15 protein-coding genes are annotated in these 16,541 nt (G+C 62.1%); 10 read left to right on the top strand and 5 right to left on the bottom strand.

Features of this window, described 5'->3' with window-relative positions; all coding sequences use genetic code 11:
• Nucleotides 1-48: 48 nt before the first annotated feature.
• The 3 genes from NKH54_RS16625 to NKH54_RS16635 form a co-directional block, all read right to left on the bottom strand.
• Nucleotides 49-939, bottom strand: coding sequence for a carbohydrate ABC transporter permease (locus tag NKH54_RS16625; protein WP_353028574.1), 891 nt, complete (start codon nt 937-939; stop codon nt 49-51).
• Nucleotides 936-1,895 (bottom strand): carbohydrate ABC transporter permease, encoded by a 960-nt coding sequence (locus tag NKH54_RS16630; RefSeq protein WP_023702110.1) that lies wholly within the window; start codon nt 1,893-1,895, stop codon nt 936-938. Before NKH54_RS16630 ends, NKH54_RS16625 begins: the two co-directional genes overlap by 4 nt.
• Nucleotides 1,896-1,976: 81 nt before the next feature.
• The gene (locus NKH54_RS16635) at nt 1,977-3,455 is read right to left on the bottom strand and encodes an ABC transporter substrate-binding protein (protein ID WP_023668101.1); all 1,479 of its coding nucleotides are present in this window, start codon (nt 3,453-3,455) and stop codon (nt 1,977-1,979) included.
• A gap of 203 nt (nt 3,456-3,658) precedes the next feature.
• On the opposite strand from NKH54_RS16635, the gene NKH54_RS16640 reads away from it, so the two are divergent.
• Genes NKH54_RS16640 through NKH54_RS16660 form a run of 5 tightly spaced genes read left to right on the top strand, consistent with a single transcriptional unit; the run spans nt 3,659 to nt 8,590 of the window.
• Nucleotides 3,659-4,369 carry a GntR family transcriptional regulator gene (locus NKH54_RS16640; protein WP_023681193.1) on the top strand — a complete coding sequence of 237 codons (711 nt, stop codon included), beginning with the start codon at nt 3,659-3,661 and terminating at the stop codon, nt 4,367-4,369.
• 54 nt (nt 4,370-4,423) lie between these two features.
• Complete coding sequence (locus NKH54_RS16645) at nt 4,424-5,590, top strand: mandelate racemase/muconate lactonizing enzyme family protein (protein ID WP_023729476.1); 1,167 nt, start codon at nt 4,424-4,426, stop codon at nt 5,588-5,590.
• 56 nt (nt 5,591-5,646) lie between these two features.
• On the top strand, nt 5,647-7,005 hold the full coding sequence (locus tag NKH54_RS16650; RefSeq protein ID WP_353028575.1) for a mandelate racemase/muconate lactonizing enzyme family protein: 1,359 nt from the start codon (nt 5,647-5,649) through the stop codon (nt 7,003-7,005).
• A gap of 47 nt (nt 7,006-7,052) precedes the next feature.
• Nucleotides 7,053-7,379 (top strand): NIPSNAP family protein, encoded by a 327-nt coding sequence (locus NKH54_RS16655; RefSeq protein ID WP_353028576.1) that lies wholly within the window; start codon nt 7,053-7,055, stop codon nt 7,377-7,379.
• Between the two features lie 8 nt (nt 7,380-7,387).
• Nucleotides 7,388-8,590, top strand: coding sequence for a mandelate racemase/muconate lactonizing enzyme family protein (locus tag NKH54_RS16660; protein WP_353028577.1), 1,203 nt, complete (start codon nt 7,388-7,390; stop codon nt 8,588-8,590).
• A 74-nt stretch (nt 8,591-8,664) separates the two neighbouring features.
• Here the strand turns inward: NKH54_RS16660 and NKH54_RS16665 are convergent, their stop codons facing one another.
• Complete coding sequence (locus NKH54_RS16665) at nt 8,665-9,303, bottom strand: MarR family winged helix-turn-helix transcriptional regulator (protein WP_023681198.1); 639 nt, start codon at nt 9,301-9,303, stop codon at nt 8,665-8,667.
• Nucleotides 9,304-9,420: 117 nt separating this feature from the next.
• On the opposite strand from NKH54_RS16665, the gene NKH54_RS16670 reads away from it, so the two are divergent.
• Both NKH54_RS16670 and NKH54_RS16675 read left to right on the top strand, forming a co-directional pair.
• Complete coding sequence (locus NKH54_RS16670; RefSeq protein ID WP_353028578.1) at nt 9,421-10,863, top strand: MFS transporter; 1,443 nt, start codon at nt 9,421-9,423, stop codon at nt 10,861-10,863.
• Nucleotides 10,864-10,932: 69 nt separating this feature from the next.
• Nucleotides 10,933-11,769, top strand: a complete 837-nt coding sequence (locus NKH54_RS16675; protein WP_353028579.1) for an amidohydrolase family protein — start codon at nt 10,933-10,935, stop codon at nt 11,767-11,769.
• Between the two features lie 49 nt (nt 11,770-11,818).
• Here NKH54_RS16675 and NKH54_RS16680 read toward each other — a convergent pair whose 3' ends face one another.
• Complete coding sequence (locus NKH54_RS16680) at nt 11,819-12,604, bottom strand: SDR family NAD(P)-dependent oxidoreductase (RefSeq protein WP_023729471.1); 786 nt, start codon at nt 12,602-12,604, stop codon at nt 11,819-11,821.
• An 83-nt stretch (nt 12,605-12,687) separates the two neighbouring features.
• Between NKH54_RS16680 and uxuA the strand changes: the two genes are divergently transcribed.
• From uxuA to NKH54_RS16695, 3 genes are all read left to right on the top strand, one after another.
• Nucleotides 12,688-13,872 (top strand): mannonate dehydratase, encoded by a 1,185-nt coding sequence (uxuA, locus tag NKH54_RS16685; RefSeq protein ID WP_353028580.1) that lies wholly within the window; start codon nt 12,688-12,690, stop codon nt 13,870-13,872.
• Nucleotides 13,873-14,076: 204 nt separating this feature from the next.
• Nucleotides 14,077-15,366, top strand: coding sequence for a D-arabinono-1,4-lactone oxidase (locus NKH54_RS16690; protein ID WP_353028581.1), 1,290 nt, complete (start codon nt 14,077-14,079; stop codon nt 15,364-15,366).
• Nucleotides 15,363-16,535 (top strand): alanine racemase, encoded by a 1,173-nt coding sequence (locus NKH54_RS16695; RefSeq protein WP_023702123.1) that lies wholly within the window; start codon nt 15,363-15,365, stop codon nt 16,533-16,535. Before NKH54_RS16690 ends, NKH54_RS16695 begins: the two co-directional genes overlap by 4 nt.
• Nucleotides 16,536-16,541 lie beyond the last annotated feature (6 nt).

A 16,541-nucleotide genomic window follows, 5' to 3' on the forward strand; every position in this document is an offset into this window, starting at 1 on the left:
AGAGGCGCATTCAGATTTCAGGTCGAACAGACCTGAAATCATCCGGCTCTAGTGTTTGACCGCGCCTTCTGTAAGGGCGCGTACGAAGTATCGTTGCAGGAGGAGGAACAGCACCACGACGGGCACGCTCATCATGAAGCTGGCCGCCATCAGGCCCGGAAAGTCCGTCGTATTCTCCGAGAAGAAACGCTGTATGCCGACCGGCAGGGTCAACTGCTCGTTCTTGGAAAGGAAGGTGTAGGCATAGATGTACTCGTTCCAGGCGCCAATGAAGGAATAGATCGCGGTGGCGATGATTCCGGGCGTCGAGAGAGGCATCACGATCAGGATGAAGGCCTGGAACCGGGTCGCCCCATCGATCCGCGCCGCCTGCTCGAGCTGCACCGGAATGTTGTCGTAAAAGCCCTTGAGCAGCCAGATCGCCAGCGGCAGGCCGAAGGTGAGATAGGTGAGAATGAGCGAGCCATGCGTGTTCACCAGCCCGATCGCGCGCATCAGGATGAAGAGCGGCACGAGAAAGATCACCGCCGGGAACATGTTGCGCAAAAGCACGGTGAAGAACAGGAAGTTTCGACCGGGGAAATGAAAGCGCGAAAAGGCGTAGGCCGCAGGAACGGCCACGATCACCGAAAGGATTGTGGTGACCGTGGACACGTAGAGGCTGTTCCAGAAAAAACGCAGGAAGTCCTGGCCGACGCTGTTTTGCGGATCGAGCAGCTTCTGGTAGCTGGCCAGGGTAGGCTCTTCCGGCCACCATTGCGGCGGGAACTGCATCGCCGCGAAGCCGGACTTGATCGAGGTGATCAGCATCCAGATCATCGGCAACGCGGTGTAAAGCAGCATGAACACGAGGAAGATGCGCCCGGCCCAACGCCATCCGTCGATGCGCATGCGGCGCCGGGCCGGACGTCGAGGGACTGTCTCGACGATCGTGCTCATGCGCTCCCCTCTTTGCGCTCGTTGCCGGCCAGCGCACGGACGTAGAAGTAGCCCAGCACCATCAGCATGAGGAACAGGAGTACCGAATAGGCCGATGCGACGCCCCATCGCTGCCGGCCGAAGGCGAGCTCATAAATGTGGGTGATCCAGATGTGCGAAGCGTTCGACGGCCCGCCACCGGTCATGATCCACGGGATGATGAAGGAATTGAAATTGGCCACTGCGAGCAGCAGGATCGTCACCGTCGAGACGTTGCGCAGATGCGGGAAGGTGACGTGCCAGAAACGCTGCCATGCATTGGCCCCGTCGACTTCCGCGGCGCGCAGCAACTGGTCGGGGACCGTCTGCAAACCGGCCATCATCATGATCATGGCAAACGGAAACTCGCGCCAGATGTTGACGACGATCAAGGAGGGCAGCACCGTGCTGACGTTGTCGATGAAGTTCGGCGGCCGGTCAGCCAATCCGAGGCCGACCAGCACCGCGCCGATGATGCCGAAGTCCGAATGGTAAATCCACTTCCAGATATAGGAGGCGGCAACCGCGCTGATGACCCAAGGAATGATCAGGATAGCGCGCAGGACACCCCGGCCGATAAACTCGCGGTGGAGGGCCAGCGCGGCGGCAAATCCCAAGGCAAAGGCAACGAAGGTAGATGCGATCGTCCAGATCAGGGTGTTCAAGGTGACTTTCCAGAACACCTGACTGGTGAGGATGGCCGTGTAGTTGTCCAATCCGATGAAGGTCTTGTCGCGGAGCTGCAGGCCAGGCGGTGTCTTAAAGAACGACAGCTCGACCGTGTAGTAGATCGGATAGGCGATGACGATGAGCATCACGGCGATCGCTGGAAGCACGTATGCGTAGTCGGCGCGGTGCTCCCAGATATTCCGCAGCACCCCGGAGCTACCGGGTTGCAATCTTTGGCGAGCCTCGGCCTTGCCGGTCACGATCGTCACGATGGCGTGCCCTTGTTCTTCGGACCAAACCGGCTGCACGCACTGTCGGCACAGCCGGTCGGATCGCAGGTCAGGCCCGGACTAGAGTCCGTCCATCAGGTTCTTCACCTTCTCGGCCGCGTCGTCCGCTGCCTGGTCGACGGTCATCGCTCCGGTCAGGGCGTTCTGCAGCATGTCCGGGACTATGATATTCATGATCTCGGGGGATTGCGGCAGCGCCGGGAACGGAATGCCGTATGGCAACATCGAGGTCGTGACATCGAGGAACTTGATGTTGTCCAGACGTTCCTTCATCCATTTGGTCTTAAAGCCGTTGAGGTTGCCCGGGTTCGAGCCGGCATACGCCATCTTCAGCGACCATTCAGGGCTCGTCCACATGCAGATGATGGCCTTTGCAGCCGGCTCGTCCACCTTGCCGCCCTCGACATATTCGGGCTTCAGGATGTGAATGTTCGAGCCGCCAAACACGACGGCGCGCTTGCCGTCGGGGCCGGTCGGAATCAGGCCATAGCGCATGTTGTCGATGACGGTCTGCGCCTTGTCCTTGTCGGCGCCCGTTGCCTTCTTCTGCAGGTCGAGCATGACGTTATAGTCGGACGGGTGCGAGACCATCATGCCGAGTTGGCCGGCGACGAACAGGGGCTGGTTATCGGCCTGCTGGTTGGTGAGGGCCGAGACCGGAACCGACTTGTCGCGAACATACATGTCGTAGGAGGCTTGCAACGCCGCCTTGCTCTGCGGGCTATTGAGCTCGACCTCCTTATAGGTCGGGTTCGCGGAGGCTTCGTCGAAGACACCGCCGCCATAGGCCCATAGTTGCGGCATGAAGCGGTACGGCGTGTTGCCGGCGTTCTTGCGCGCCACGAGGCCGTAGCCGGCTATGCCGAGCTTGTCATGGATCTGCTTGGAATATTTGACGACGTCGTCCCAGGTAGCCGGAGCCTTGTCCGGATCGAGGCCAGCGCGTTTGAAGATGTCGGCGTTCCAGATGAACGCCATCGTCTCATTGTTGGTGGGAATGCCGTAGGTCACGCCATCCCAGGTTACCGCCTTCATGGCGCCGGGCCAGAAATCCTCCGTGGGATAGCCCACATCTTCCGGCTTGAGCGGCTGCAGATAACCCTTCGAGGCGAACTCGGTTCCGCCCAGGATTTGCAGGCGGACCGCCATCGGCGCGGCATTGCCGAGCAGCGCCGTGCGGAACTTGTCGAGAAGGTCGTTGTAGGTGAGGGCCTGATCCTCGAGCTGGATGTTCGGATAGGTCTTGCGGAAGGTCTCGAAGAAATCCTTGTAGTACTGGCGCAGGAGATCGGGGTCGCCCTCGAACACACCCTGATACCAGAACGTCAGTCGCCCCTTGTAGTCGAGCGGAGTGACCTTACCGCAATCGGCGGCCGTGTCGAAATCCTGTGTTCCGGCGATGGAGCGCACATATTCCGGCGACCACTTACTCAAATCGACCGGCGGCGAACCCAATGCCGATCCCGACATCAGCGACGCCATCAAAGCAGTGGCTACAGTGCCGCGCAGGACGGCACCGCCGAGTGTAATCCTCGTCATAGTATCCTCCCAGATTCTCCCATGCCGCCGTGCGCCAAGGGGCTCGTTCGACCGTGCGGGATGCGTCCTCAGCTCAATGTATCCCTTCGATCATCTGGTACGTTTTCAGATCGTGGATTGCCTGTCAACGCACCCGATCGTACATTGTTTGCAAAACCCGTGTATGATATCGAGCATGTGATGTACTAATCGGGGGGGCGGCTTTGGCCGAAACAAGTGATTTCAAAGCAGAGCCACCCGTGGGGATTGATCCCATCGGGGCGTCCAGCGAGGGCGCCTCGCTTTATGAGCTGATCCGGGAAGACATCATCGAGGGACGGCTCGCCGCCAACGAACGGCTTGTGGTCACCGATCTCGCCCGGCGTCACGGCACCTCGACCAACCCCGTACGCGAGGCGCTGCAGCTGTTGCGAGGGGAGGGCTTCGTCACCTTTGTCGCCAACCGTGGCGCGCGCGTCCGGCCCATAGACCAGGATTTTGTCCGGGATATCTACGAGATCGGAGTCCTGATCGAGCCGGCCCTGACGCGATGGTTCGTGAACATGGCGACCGGCGAGGACATCGCCGAACTCGAACGCATCCAGGCTCTGATCGAAGAGAACAACTTCACCGACACATTGCGGCACAGTGAACTGGATACCGCCTTCCACACCGTAATGTACCAGCGCCACTACAACCGCCATGCCGCCGAGCTTTGGTGGAAGCATCGCGAAGTGCTGCGAGCCGTGAGCCGGCGTTTCAATTTCACGCTCGCGCGGCGGGCCGCCATCATGCGTGAACACCGCGAGCTCATCGCGCATATCAAAGCCGGAAATGCCGACGAGGCGGCCGAACTCATTGCCCGCCATGTCGAGGGTTCCGGCCGGCACGTTCTCGAACAGATGCGTGCGCGCAACGCCGCTCGGGCCGGATAGAATTTCCAGCCCAGAAAATCATTGGTCCGGCCATCAGACAGAGGTAGTTGAGAGATGAAAATCACGAGCGTTCGGCCGTGGCTGATCAAGTCCGATGCTTCCTATTGGGGAGAGTTCCTGTTCGTCGAGGTGACGACCGACGAAGGGGTGAGCGGCTGGGGGGAAATCACCACCACCACAAGGCTCGCCAACCGTGCCCTGTGCACGATCTTGCGGCAGATCGGTGTCGCCGTGACAGGCGAGGATCCGGCGCGTATCGAGCATCTCTGGCACAAGATTTTCCGCAGCTTCACCTATATGGGCAGCCGCGGCGCCGCGGTCGAATGCGTGAGCGCTATCGACATAGCGCTCTGGGACATTCGCGGCAAAGTTCTCGGCAAGCCGATCTACGAGCTGCTGGGCGGACCGGTGCGCGACGAAATCGCGCTCTATACCCACCCCAACCAGGCCAAGTTTACCAGCAAGGAGGCTGTGGTTCGCGAAATTCGAGACATCGTCGAATCCGGACACACCGGGCTGAAGTTCGATCCTTTCCCCCATCAGGGTCGCACAGCCGATGGCTTGGCGCGCGAACAGCGGGACGGCTACCTCGATGGCAGCATGACCCGCAAGGACGAGCGCGAGGCTGCCGAACTAACGGCTTTGATCCGTGAAACGGCGGGGCCCGATGTCGACATTCTCATCGACGCGCATGGCCGCTTCGACGTCCCCACCGCCATTCGCCTCTGCCGAAGCCTCGAGGAAGCCGGCCAGATCGACTGGTTCGAGGAGCCATGCCCGCCAGAAAGCCTCAATGCTCTCAAGCAAGTGCGTGAGAAGGTCAGTGCCGCCATCTCGTGGGGTGAGCGCGGCCACACCAAATGGGATTTCGTGCCGGTGCTCGAGAACAGGCTTGCGGACTACATCATGCCGGACGTTACCTGGACCGGCGGCATTACCGAACTGAAGAAGATTTCCGCCCTGTGCGAAGCCTACTACATCCCGGTCTCGCCCCATGACGCCGCGGGACCGATCAATGTGGTTGCGGGAGCGCAGGTGATGATGACGGTTCCCAACTTCTACAAGCTCGAAACGTCGGAGTGGAACCTGGACAAATATAATCACCTCATCGACGAGCCACTCGATGTCTCGAACGGCAGCCTCAAGCTGGCGTCGAAGCCGGGTCTCGGTGTCGAGATGAACCGAGACTACCTGCAGGCCCACGAGATAGAGCTTGGCTAGCAACGCTTATGCAGGCCGGGGGTGCGGGGCGCCACCAATCAGAACGAGGATAAGCCATGGCAAAGACGGGTAGCGCCGGCGAGGCGCTCAATCGGGTAAATACGAACTCCAGGCCGAGCGACCTGCGCATCACCGACCTGCGCGTTGCCGAGATCGTCGGCGCGCCGTTCACCTCGGCGCTTGTCAAGATCTACACCAACCAGGGCATTGTCGGCCTGGGCGAAGTGCGCGACGGCGCCAGCGCGACCTATGCGCTGATGCTGAAGAGCCGGTTGCTGGGCGAGAACCCTTGCGACGTCGACCGGCTGTTCCGCCGCATCAAACAATTTGGCGGCCATGGGCGGCAAGGTGGCGGTGTCTCGGCAATCGAGATCGCGCTTTGGGACCTCGCCGGCAAGGCGTATGGCGTGCCGATCTACCAGATGCTGGGAGGACGGTTTCGCGACAAGGTGCGTGTCTATTGCGACACCGACGCGGACAAGCCCAGCGGCATCGAGACCGGAAAGCGGCTCAAGGCGCGGATGGATCTCGGTTTCACCTTCCTCAAGATGGATCTCGGTCTGGCGCAGATTTCGCACATATCGGGCGCAGTGGTGGCGCCGGCCGGCGTGCTCGACGGTTTCCGCAGCCATGCCGCGCGCGGTCCGGCACGCACGCTGGACGAGCGCCGGGCGCGTAATGCCGCCTATGACGCGCAGAACGTGCCGCATCCCTTCACCAGCCTCCATTTCACCGAAAAGGGCCTCGACCTGCTCGACCAATATATCCACGAGGTCCGCGAGGTGATCGGCTACGAGGTCCCGCTCGCCATCGACCATGTCGGCCACATCTCGCTGCAGGACGGCATCCGTCTGGCCCGGCGGATCGAGAAGTATGCACCGGCCTGGCTCGAGGACGTGATCCCCTGGCAGTACACTGAGCAGTATCGGCAGTTGCAGCAGGCGACCTCCGTGCCGATCTGCACCGGTGAAGACATCTACCTCAAGGAAGCATTCCAGCCGCTGCTCAACGCCGGCATCTCGGTCATCCATCCGGATCTGCTGACCACCGGCGGCATTCTCGAGACCAAGAAGATCGGCGACGCAGCGCAGGAGCATGGCGTCGCCATGGCCATTCACATGGCGGAAAGCCCGATCGCGGCAATGGCCGCCGCGCATGTCGCTGTAGCCACGGAAAACTTCATGGCGCTCGAATATCACAGCGTCGAAGTCGACTGGTGGGACGATATCGTCACCGGCCTGCCCAAGCCGCTGGTCAAGGACGGCTTCATCACCGTGCCCGACAAGCCTGGTCTGGGCATCGACGACATCGTCGACGAAGTGATCAGCCAGCACCTGCAGCCCGGCGTCACCGGCATCTGGCAACCGACCGATCACTGGGACGACGAATACTCCTGGGACCGCACCTGGAGCTGACTCTACACTTCTCTCCTCGGAGGGAGAGGTAAACAGAAGGATGGACCATGATCTACGAACTTCGCATTTACGACTGCGTGCCGGGCCAGCTGCCGGCGCTGCTCAAGCGTTTCAACGACCATACCTTGGCGCTGTGGGATAGACATGGCATTCGCCAGGCCGGGTTCTTCACCACGGTGGTCGGCGAAAACAGCAATCGACTGACCTATTTCATCGCCTGGGAATCCCTTGCCGAGCGCGAAGTGAAATGGAAGGCCTTCACCACCGATCCGGCATGGCTCGAGGCCCGCGACGAGTCCGAGCGCGATGGCCCGATCCTGGCCAATATTTCCAGCCAGTTTCTCGCGCCAACCGCCTTCTCGTCGGTGAAATAGAGGACATCATGAAGATCACCGATCTCAGGTGCGCCGTCATCGGCAAACACCCCATCGTCCGCATCGTCACCGACGAGGGCCTCCATGGCCTCGGCGAGGTTGAGTACACCAAGCCTTATCTGAAACCCTGGGTGCTGCATTTCCGCGACGCGCTGATCGGCGAGGACCCGACCGATGTCGAACGCGTGATGTTGAAAATCCGCCAGCGCGGCTCGTTCAAGCCCTACGGCGCCGCCGTCAGCGCTATCGAGCATGCTCTCTGGGACATCGCCGGCAAGGCGGCAGGCGTTCCGGTCTACAAGCTGCTCGGCGGCAAGGTGCGCGACAAGGTGCGGGTCTATAACGGTTCCATCCGCAAGAAGCGCTCCGGCGACAAGCCCGAGGATTACGCGGCCGACGTCAAATGGATGATGGAGCGGCCGGAAGGTTTCTTCATGGTCAAGCAAGGCATCAGCTTCCACTCCAACATGAAGACCAGCGTTCCCGACTTCCACTATGGCGTGCGCCAGCCGCCGACCTATCACGGCGCGATGGACCAGGGGCAGATCAGCGAGCGCGGCATGGCGCATATGATCGAATGCGTCATCGCCATGAAGGAGGTGCTCGGCGACAAGGTTTCGCTGGCGCTGGATTGCGGCCCCGGCTGGTTCCTGCCCGACGCCATCCGCTTCGCGCGGGCCGTCGAAAAATACAATCTGATGTGGCTGGAGGACATGCTGACCGGCGACTACGTGCCATGGGTCAACCCGCAAGCCTATCGCGAACTCACGACATCGACGTCCACCCCCATCCACACCGGCGAGCAGATCTACCTGCGGCATAACTTCAAGGAACTGATCGAGACCCAGGCGGTCCGTGTCATCGGTCCGGACCCCGCCGATATCGGCGGCATCGCCGAGCTCAAATGGGTGGCCGAGCACGCCTATATGCACTCGATCATGATGGCGCCGCACGGCACGGCGAACGGTCTGCTCGGCCTCGGCGCGCTGATCAATGTCTGCGCCACGCTGCCGGCCAACTACATCGCCTTCGAATATCCCAGCGCCTCCGACCCGTGGTGGGAGGACATCGTCATCGGCCTGCCCAAGGGGCAGATCGTCAGGGATAGTATGGTCGACCTGCTCGAAGCTCCGGGACTCGGCCTCGACATCGATGCCAAAGCGGCTAAGAAATACCTGGCGGAAGAGGACGCCGGTTTCTTCGGCCGATAACGATCCGAGGCGACCTGAGCGTCAAGGGCTATCGAACGGCTCGCACACATGGGTGAGCGTCCACGCCGTGCCGCCTATTTCGTTTCGGGCAGCATCTCGTCCATCAACTGCTTGACGGCCTTGGCGGATCTTTTCATCCCGGCTTCGTCCATGGCCCAACCGGCGAAGCGTTCCAGCAAGGTGGCGAACCTTACTAGGTCCTGCTCATCCCACTGTGCCAGCGATCCGGCGAAAATCCGCCATTTGGTCTGGCGCACCGCCGCCACGAGGCGCTCACCCTTGGCGGTGAGTTTGAGGCAGATGCGGCGGGCATCGCGTTGCGATGCGACACGGCAGGCATAGCCGCGTTCGACGAGGTCGGCCGCGATGCGGCTGGCGCGCGACGGATCGATCTCGAGGCGCTCGGCGATGACGCCAACCGTCACCTCATCCTGCTGGGTAGCGCTGAAAAACGGATTGTTCGCGATGGCGCTGATCGCATCGAGATGGCTCACTTCCAGCGAAGGGTCTACGCGCGCCAGGATCATGCGGCCGAAGTCGCGGCGCTGGATCGAGCGGCGCACCTTGCTCATTACCGCATCGATGGCGGCCACGGCCTCGGCCGCCGGTTCGGACAGGCCGCTGCCGCGCGCCAGATCGGCGAGATCCCGGTCGCCGCGCGTCTGGAACAGGGCTGGAAATCGGTCCGGACTGCCGGATGCGTTGCTGCTCATCCCATAGCGCGTTAGCAAGAATATATGCTGATGTCAATTATATGCTACGCGCACATATCTGATTGACACCTCTTGGTTGTGGGGACATAAATCGCGCCCCAAGCTACGGAGACACCGATGACTGTCGAGCAGACGCTGCCGGATGCGCCGCCCGTGGAGGCCCAAGCCAGGCCCGACCTTACGACCTTGATCGTCTATTTCGGCGCGTTGGTCGCCATGTTCATGGCCACCATCGACATGCAGATCGCCGCGGTATCGCCATTCTACGGCAAGCTTGGCGACATGTATGGCCGCAAGAATGTCGTGCTGACGGCGATCGGCCTGTTCCTGCTGGGCTCGCTGGTCTGCGGCATGGCATGGTCGATGGAGAGCCTGATCGCCGCGCGCGTGCTGCAGGGTATCGGCGGGGGTGGGTTGATGGTTTCGGCCTTCGCCATGATCGGCGAACTGTTTTCGCCGCGCGACCGCGCCAAATATCAGGGCTACAGTTCGGCGGTGTTCGCGCTGTCGTCGGTGCTCGGCCCGCTGGCCGGCGGCTACATCACCAGCCTGTTCGGCTGGCGCTGGGTGTTCCTGGTCAATCTGCCGATAGGCATCATCGTGCTGGCGGTGCTGGCCTTCGCCATGCGCAGCCGGTTCAACGAGAAGCGGCACCGCATCGACTATCTCGGCGGCGCGCTGCTCGCCATCGGCACGACGGCGATCGTTTATTGGGGCTATCACGTGCTCGACCCCAACGGACCGGACCTCATCACCTTCGCGCTGCCGCTGCTGGCAGTGGCCGCCATCACCTTGTTCGTCATGGTCGAGCGGCGGGCCGAAGAGCCGATCGTACCTCTGCGGCTGTTCGGCAATTCGACGGTCAGCATCGTCTCGGGCGTGTCGCTGGTCGCCGGAACGGTGACGCTGGGTATGTTCTTCTATTTCGCCCTCTACATGCAGACGCTGACGGGCCTCAGCCCGGCCGAAGTCGGCTTCCTGTTCCTGCCGGCGTCGCTCACGTCCATGGTCATCTCGATTGTGGCCGGGCGGGTGATCGCGGCAACCGGACGCTACAAATGGATGCCGGTGGTCGCCATGGCTATTGGCGGGTTTCTGATGCTGGGCTTCGTCCTCACCAACCAGCACACGCCGATCTGGGTGCTGGCGACGATGATGGCAGTGTTCGGCATCAGCATGGGCCTGCAGTTCCAGGTGCTGATCGTGGCGATCCAGGCGGCAGCACCGCTGCAGGATATCGGCGCGGTGACGTCGCTGATCACCCAGGCGCGGACGCTCGGAGCATCGCTCGGACTGGCGCTGAACGGCGCGGTGATGATCTGGGCGCTGAACCGGCAGACGTCAGAGCTTCCCACTGAGGCCGCCGTATTGCTGCCGCAGGGCCTGAACGGGTTGACGCCGCACCTCGCATCGAGCCTGCCGGGCGCGATCCGCGAAGTGGTGCTCGACCATTACTCCAGTGGCTTCAACGTGATGTTCATCTGGGTGGCGGCGCTCTATTTCGTCGCCATGGGGCTGACGCTGCTGCTCGAGGACAAAGAGATCCCGAAGCGGGGCTGAGCCAAAGCTTGTGCCATGCGCTGGGTTTAGGCATTTGGCGATGATCTGAAATCACCGAGGAGGACAGCCATGATCATCGACACTCATCTGCACCTGATCGACCTGTCGGCGCTGCGCTATCCCTGGCTCAGCCGCGAGCCGGCGCTCAACCGCGATTTCCCGCACGCAGAATATGCGATCCAGGCCCGCCGGGCCGGCATCGAGGCCGCGCTGCATATGGAGGTCGACGTCGATGAAGCCGACATCCAGGCCGAGACCAGCCATGTGAAGGCGCAGTCGCTGGAGAAGGGCAGTCTGTTGCGCGGGGCGATCGCCTCCTGCCGCCCGGAGGAGGCCGGTTTCGCCGCCTATCTCGGGCGCCAGCAAGCCGATCCCTTCGTCAAGGGGTTCCGTCGCGTGCTGCACGTCATGCCGGACGAGCTTTCGGACAGCGCGCTGTTTCGCGAAAACATCAAGCGCCTTGCCGGCACCGGCCTGACCTTCGACCTCGTCGTCCTGCCGCATCAGATTCCAAGGGCGGTTGCGCTCGCCGATCTGGCGCCGGATGTGCAGTTCGTGCTCGACCATTGCGGCGTGCCCGACATCAAGGCCAGTGCGGAACATCCGTGGCGCGAGCATATGACCGAGATCGCGCGGCGTCCCAATGTCATCGGCAAGATCTCCGGCGTCGTCGCCTATGCCGATGCCGGCTCATGGACCGTCGATACCTTGCGCCCCTATGTCGAGCACACGATCGGCATTTTCGGCTGGGACCGCGTCGTGTGGGGCAGCGACTGGCCGGTGTGCACGCTTGGCGGTGGCCTTGCCACCTGGGTGGCGGCGACACACGCGCTGATCGCGGGCGCCAGCCCTGAGGAGAGGACGAAACTGCTGTCGGGCAATGCCAAGCGGATGTGGAAGCTGTAGCGCGGTCGGACACCGATTGCCTGCAAGCGCGCAGAACGCCATCATAGCGCTACTTCACGCCGATACCTGCCGTCAGGCCGCCATCGATCCTGTAGTCCGCGCCGGTGCAGAAACCGGCCTTCGACGAGCACAGGAAGGCGATGAGTTCCGCCACTTCCTCCGGTTCGCCGATACGGCCGAGCGGATGCGCCGCGCCGAAGCGCTTGTAAGCCTCTTCGACATCGGCATCGCTGCCATTGCCGCCACGCGCGGCCTTCTCCAGGATTGGCGTGCGGATCGAGCCCGGGCTGACCGAATTCACCCGAACGCCTGATGCCGCATAGTCGAGCGCCAGCGAGCGCGTCAGCGTGTGGATGGCCCCTTTGGTCGTGGCATAGGCGGCAACGTTCTGCTGGCAGGCAAAGCCCTGCACCGAGGCGACATTGACGATGGCGCCGCCTCCGCGCTTGATCATTTCGGGGATGCCGAAATGCGCGGTCAGGTAGATCGAGCCGACATTGACCGTCATCGTTCGGTTCCAGGTTTCCCAGTCGGTCGTCGTCGCCGTGCCATAGGGATGGACGGCGGCTGAATTGACGATGACATCAAGGCCGCCGAACCTTGCGACGCCAGCCGCCACCGCGTCGCGCACCTGGTCGGAGATGGACACATCGGTTTCGATGACCAGCACCGCAGCTCCAGCGCTTTCCAGTTGCGCTTTCATCGCCGCATTGGCGCTGCGGTCGATGCCGCAGGCGATGATTGCGGCGCCACCGGCCGCAAGGCGTCTGGCGGTTGCCAGGCCAATGCCGGTCGTCCCCGTCACCAGGGCGACCTTGCCGTCGAAATCCATCATTTCTAAAAACTCTTCCATTTTCTATCGACTCCCATCGAGGTCCAACAATAAGTTGCCAACCTCTCGCAGAAGGAAAGCCGAAAATGGAACAATGCTGGCGCTGGTATGGGCCCGATGATCCGGTGACGCTCGATCATGTCAAGCAGGCGGGCGCCACCGGCGTGGTCTCGGCGCTCCACCATATCTATGACGGCCGGGCGTGGCCTGAGGCCGAAGTGCTGGAGCGCAAGCGCATTATCCAGGAAGCAGGACTGACCTGGTCGGTCGTCGAGAGCATTCCGGTCCACAATTCCTTCAAGATCGGCGCGCAGGAACGCGAGCGCTATGCCGGCTATTACCGCGATTCGATCCGCGCGCTGGCCAAGGCCGGCATCGCCACGATCTGCTACAATTTCATGCCGGTGGTGGACTGGACCCGCACCGATCTAGCCTACCGTCTGCCGACGACAGGCTACGCCCTGCGTTTTGATGCCGTTGATTTCGCCGCCTACGATCTGTTCGTGCTGAAGCGCAAGAACGGAGCTGACAGCTACACGCCGGCGCGTATTGCGCAGGCGGAAGCGCGGCTGAAGGAATTGCCGCCCGAGAAGATCGACCAGATCGAGCGCAATCTGATCGCCGGCCTGCCGGCTACAGAGCGCAAGTATGACCGCGACAGTTTTCGCGAGGCGCTTGCGGACTATGACGGGATCGGGCCGAAGGAGTTGCGCGACAACCTCGCGTGGTTCCTGCGCGAGATTATTCCGGTGGCGGAAGAGGAGGGGGTGCGCATGTGTATCCACCCCGACGATCCGCCGTTTTCGCTCTACGGCCTGCCGCGCGTCGTTTCGACCGCCGAGGATGCGCGTTTCATTCTCAATGCCGTCGACAGCCAGGCCAATGGGCTGACGTTCTGCACCGGGTCCTACGGCACGCGCGCCGACAACGACATCGTCGCCATGGTCAAGGAATTCGCCGACCGCATCCACTTCGCCCATCTGCGCAACATCACCATCGAGGATGACGGCTCGTTCTACGAGGCCGAGCATCTCGAGGGCGGCACCGACATGGCGCACGTCATTCTGGTGCTGATGCAGGAAGAGAAACGCCGCCACAGAGAAGGCCGCGCCGACTGGCAAATCCCGATGCGGCCGGACCATGGCCACCTGCTCGCCGACGATATCGGCAAGACAAGGATCAATCCCGGCTACTCGCTGATCGGCCGCCTGAAGGGCCTGGCCGAATTGCGCGGCATCATGCGGGCCGTGGAAACGTTTGGGCTGGCTTGAAGGGGCAACGAACTGCGTTCAATGCCGACGCCGGCTCAGCGTGCGTCGCTGTAGATCCATGCGGCCGGCGCGGACGCAAGACACCTCCGATTGCCAGCTTGACAGAAAGCTGACAATGTATCATATCCGGAAAAGCTGACTATGTATCATATTATCTAGCGCTAGGAGAAAGACCGGCAAAGCCGGCGTCCCAGGGAGGCAATTTTGGGAGAGGCTATCAGCCAGTGGAGCAATTGGTCGGGCTATGTCACGGCCACGCCGCAGGCTTTTGCCGAACCGCAGAGTCTCGATGAGCTGAGTGGTGCCATTCGCAACGCGCCGGGACCAGTTCGATTCGCTGGCACGGGCCATTCCTTCACGCCTCTGGTTAAGAATGACGGGACGATCCTGTCGCTTGATCGCTTCGAGGGCCTGAGGTCGCACGATCCCGAAAGGCTGACAGCACGGGTCGGCGCCGGCACCAAGATCGGCGCGCTGGCAAAGCTGTTGCACGGCGTCGGCCAGGCGCTGCCGAACATGGGCGACATCGACAAGCAGGCGTTCGGCGGGGCGCTGGGCACCGCCACCCACGGCTCGGGCATCACGCTCGGCGCTTACCATACCCAGCTCGAGGCGATGCAGATCGTCGACGGGCGTGGCGCCGTGAAAGAGTTCGACCGTGCCAAGAGCCCCGACATGATCGAAGCCATGGGCGCTTCGCTCGGCGCTTTCGGCGCCGTCACCGAAGTGACGATCCGCAACGTGGCGAGTTACCGGATGCGGCACCGCCGCTGGACGGCGCCGATTGCCGATGTGCTTGCGCAATTCGAAAGCACCATGACGGCGCATCGTTCGGCCGAGTTCTACTATGTGCCGTTTTCCGGCCAGGCGCTGCTGATTGCCAGCGACATCACCGAGGCGCCGGCGACGGTGCGTCCGCCGACGGAAGACGACGATGCGGTGACGACGCTGAGAAAACTGCGCGACTATCTCAGCTGGCTCCCTTGGCTGCGCCGCCGTCTCATCGGCTCGGCCTTCGCCAAGGTGCCGGCCGAGGATTATGTCGAGGAGTGGCTGAAGGTCTTCACCTCCGAGCGCAACGTCAAGTTCAACGAGATGGAATACCACCTGCCGTTCGAGGAAGGGGCGCCCGCACTCAGCGAAATCATTGCGCTGCTCGAGACGCGGTTTCCAGAGGTCTATTTTCCGATGGAGGTGCGCGTCGTCGCGCCCGACAATGTCTGGCTCAGCCCCTTCTACAAGCGCCCAACCTGTTCCATCGCCATCCATCACGGCGTCGAGCGCGATCCGATGGCGTTCTTCAACGCCGCCGAGCCGATCTTCAGGAAGCGCGGCGGCCGCCCGCATTGGGGCAAGATGCACAGCCTGACATCAAGGGATTTGAGCGCGCTCTATCCGCGCTGGAACGATGCGATGGCGGTCCGCCGCGAGATGGACCCGGACAACCGCTTCGTGTCGCCCTATATTGCCAGGCTGCTCGGCGTCGCGGCATGAGCTTGACCGACACCTATTTCGCGGAAATGTCGGGCGCGCTCAGGGCAGCCGGGATCTTTCAGCCTTGCCTGGTGCTCGATCTCGACCGGCTCGATCACAACATCGCTGCGATCAAGGCGAAGTTCGCCACGGGCCTCGATCTGCGCCTCGTCGACAAGTCGCTGCCATGCCTGCCGCTGATCGACCATATCCGCGCGGCGTTTGCGACCGACAGGCTGATGACCTTTCATCTGCCGATCAGCGCCGAGATGCTGAAAGTGTTTCCCCAAGTCGATCTCCTGTTGGGCAAGCCGATGCCGGTTGCCGGCGCCAGGCACGCGCTGACGAAGGGCGTTCTCGCCGGGCTCGGCGAAGCTACGTCGCGCATCGTCTGGCTGATCGATACCGAGGAGCGGCTGGCCGCCTATGGCTCGCTTGCCGCCGAGCTCGACCGCGAGCTGCGCGTCTGCTTCGAGGTCGATGTCGGCCTTCATCGCGGCGGTATCAGCGATCCCGACTCACTGGCCCGGGCAGTTTCCGCGTTGGCGAATTACCCGCGGCTGAAATGCGAAGGCGTCATGGCCTACGAGGCGCATATCGGCCATATCCCCAAACTGCTGGGAGGACCGGCCAAGGCGCGCGTCAAGGCGATCAGCCTGTTTCGCCAGTATGTCGCTTGCCTTGCCGCCGACCAGCGCAAGATCCTCAATCTTGGCGGCAGCAGCACCGCATTGCTCTATGACAGCTGGGTCGGCGCCAATGAATTGTCCATCGGATCGGCTTTTATGCTGCCGACCGATTTCGATGTGCCGAGCCTCAGCCAATTGCGGCCTGCCGCATTCATCGCGACGCCGATCCTGAAGGTGGTCGATGTCCAGGTGCCGGGCCTCGACCAGCGCTCCTGGCTGCTGCAGAAGCTCGGGCTGTTGCCGCGGCGCGGCTGTTTTCTCTATGGCGGAAAATGGATGGCGAAGCCCGTCCATCCCGTGGGGATGAAGACCGACAAGACGTTCGGCTTTTCGACCAATCAGCAATTCATGGCGCTGCCCGACAACGTCAATGTCGGGCCTGACGACTACGCCTTCCTGCGTCCGACCCAGAGCGAATTCGTGCTACAGCAGTTCGGTTCGATCCAGGTCTATTCCGGCGGGAAATTCGTCGAGCAATGGGCCGCACTGCCGTTTTCGTAGAGCAAT

It is taken from the genome of Mesorhizobium sp. M1004 (assembly GCF_040318795.1).
Classification (GTDB): domain Bacteria; phylum Pseudomonadota; class Alphaproteobacteria; order Rhizobiales; family Rhizobiaceae; genus Mesorhizobium.

Bases quoted from the DNA above. Each gene is read 5' to 3' on its own strand.
- NKH54_RS16625 (WP_353028574.1), bottom strand. From the start codon at position 939: ATGAGCACGATCGTCGAGACAGTCCCTCGACGTCCGGCCCGGCGCCGC.
- NKH54_RS16635 (WP_023668101.1), bottom strand. From the start codon at position 3,455: ATGACGAGGATTACACTCGGCGGTGCCGTCCTGCGCGGCACTGTAGCC.
- NKH54_RS16645 (WP_023729476.1), top strand. From the start codon at position 4,424: ATGAAAATCACGAGCGTTCGGCCGTGGCTGATCAAGTCCGATGCTTCC.
- NKH54_RS16650 (WP_353028575.1), top strand. From the start codon at position 5,647: ATGGCAAAGACGGGTAGCGCCGGCGAGGCGCTCAATCGGGTAAATACG.
- NKH54_RS16655 (WP_353028576.1), top strand. From the start codon at position 7,053: ATGATCTACGAACTTCGCATTTACGACTGCGTGCCGGGCCAGCTGCCG.
- NKH54_RS16660 (WP_353028577.1), top strand. From the start codon at position 7,388: ATGAAGATCACCGATCTCAGGTGCGCCGTCATCGGCAAACACCCCATC.
- NKH54_RS16665 (WP_023681198.1), bottom strand. From the start codon at position 9,303: ATGAGCAGCAACGCATCCGGCAGTCCGGACCGATTTCCAGCCCTGTTC.
- NKH54_RS16670 (WP_353028578.1), top strand. From the start codon at position 9,421: ATGACTGTCGAGCAGACGCTGCCGGATGCGCCGCCCGTGGAGGCCCAA.
- NKH54_RS16675 (WP_353028579.1), top strand. From the start codon at position 10,933: ATGATCATCGACACTCATCTGCACCTGATCGACCTGTCGGCGCTGCGC.
- NKH54_RS16680 (WP_023729471.1), bottom strand. From the start codon at position 12,604: ATGATGGATTTCGACGGCAAGGTCGCCCTGGTGACGGGGACGACCGGC.
- uxuA (WP_353028580.1), top strand. From the start codon at position 12,688: ATGGAACAATGCTGGCGCTGGTATGGGCCCGATGATCCGGTGACGCTC.
- NKH54_RS16695 (WP_023702123.1), top strand. From the start codon at position 15,363: ATGAGCTTGACCGACACCTATTTCGCGGAAATGTCGGGCGCGCTCAGG.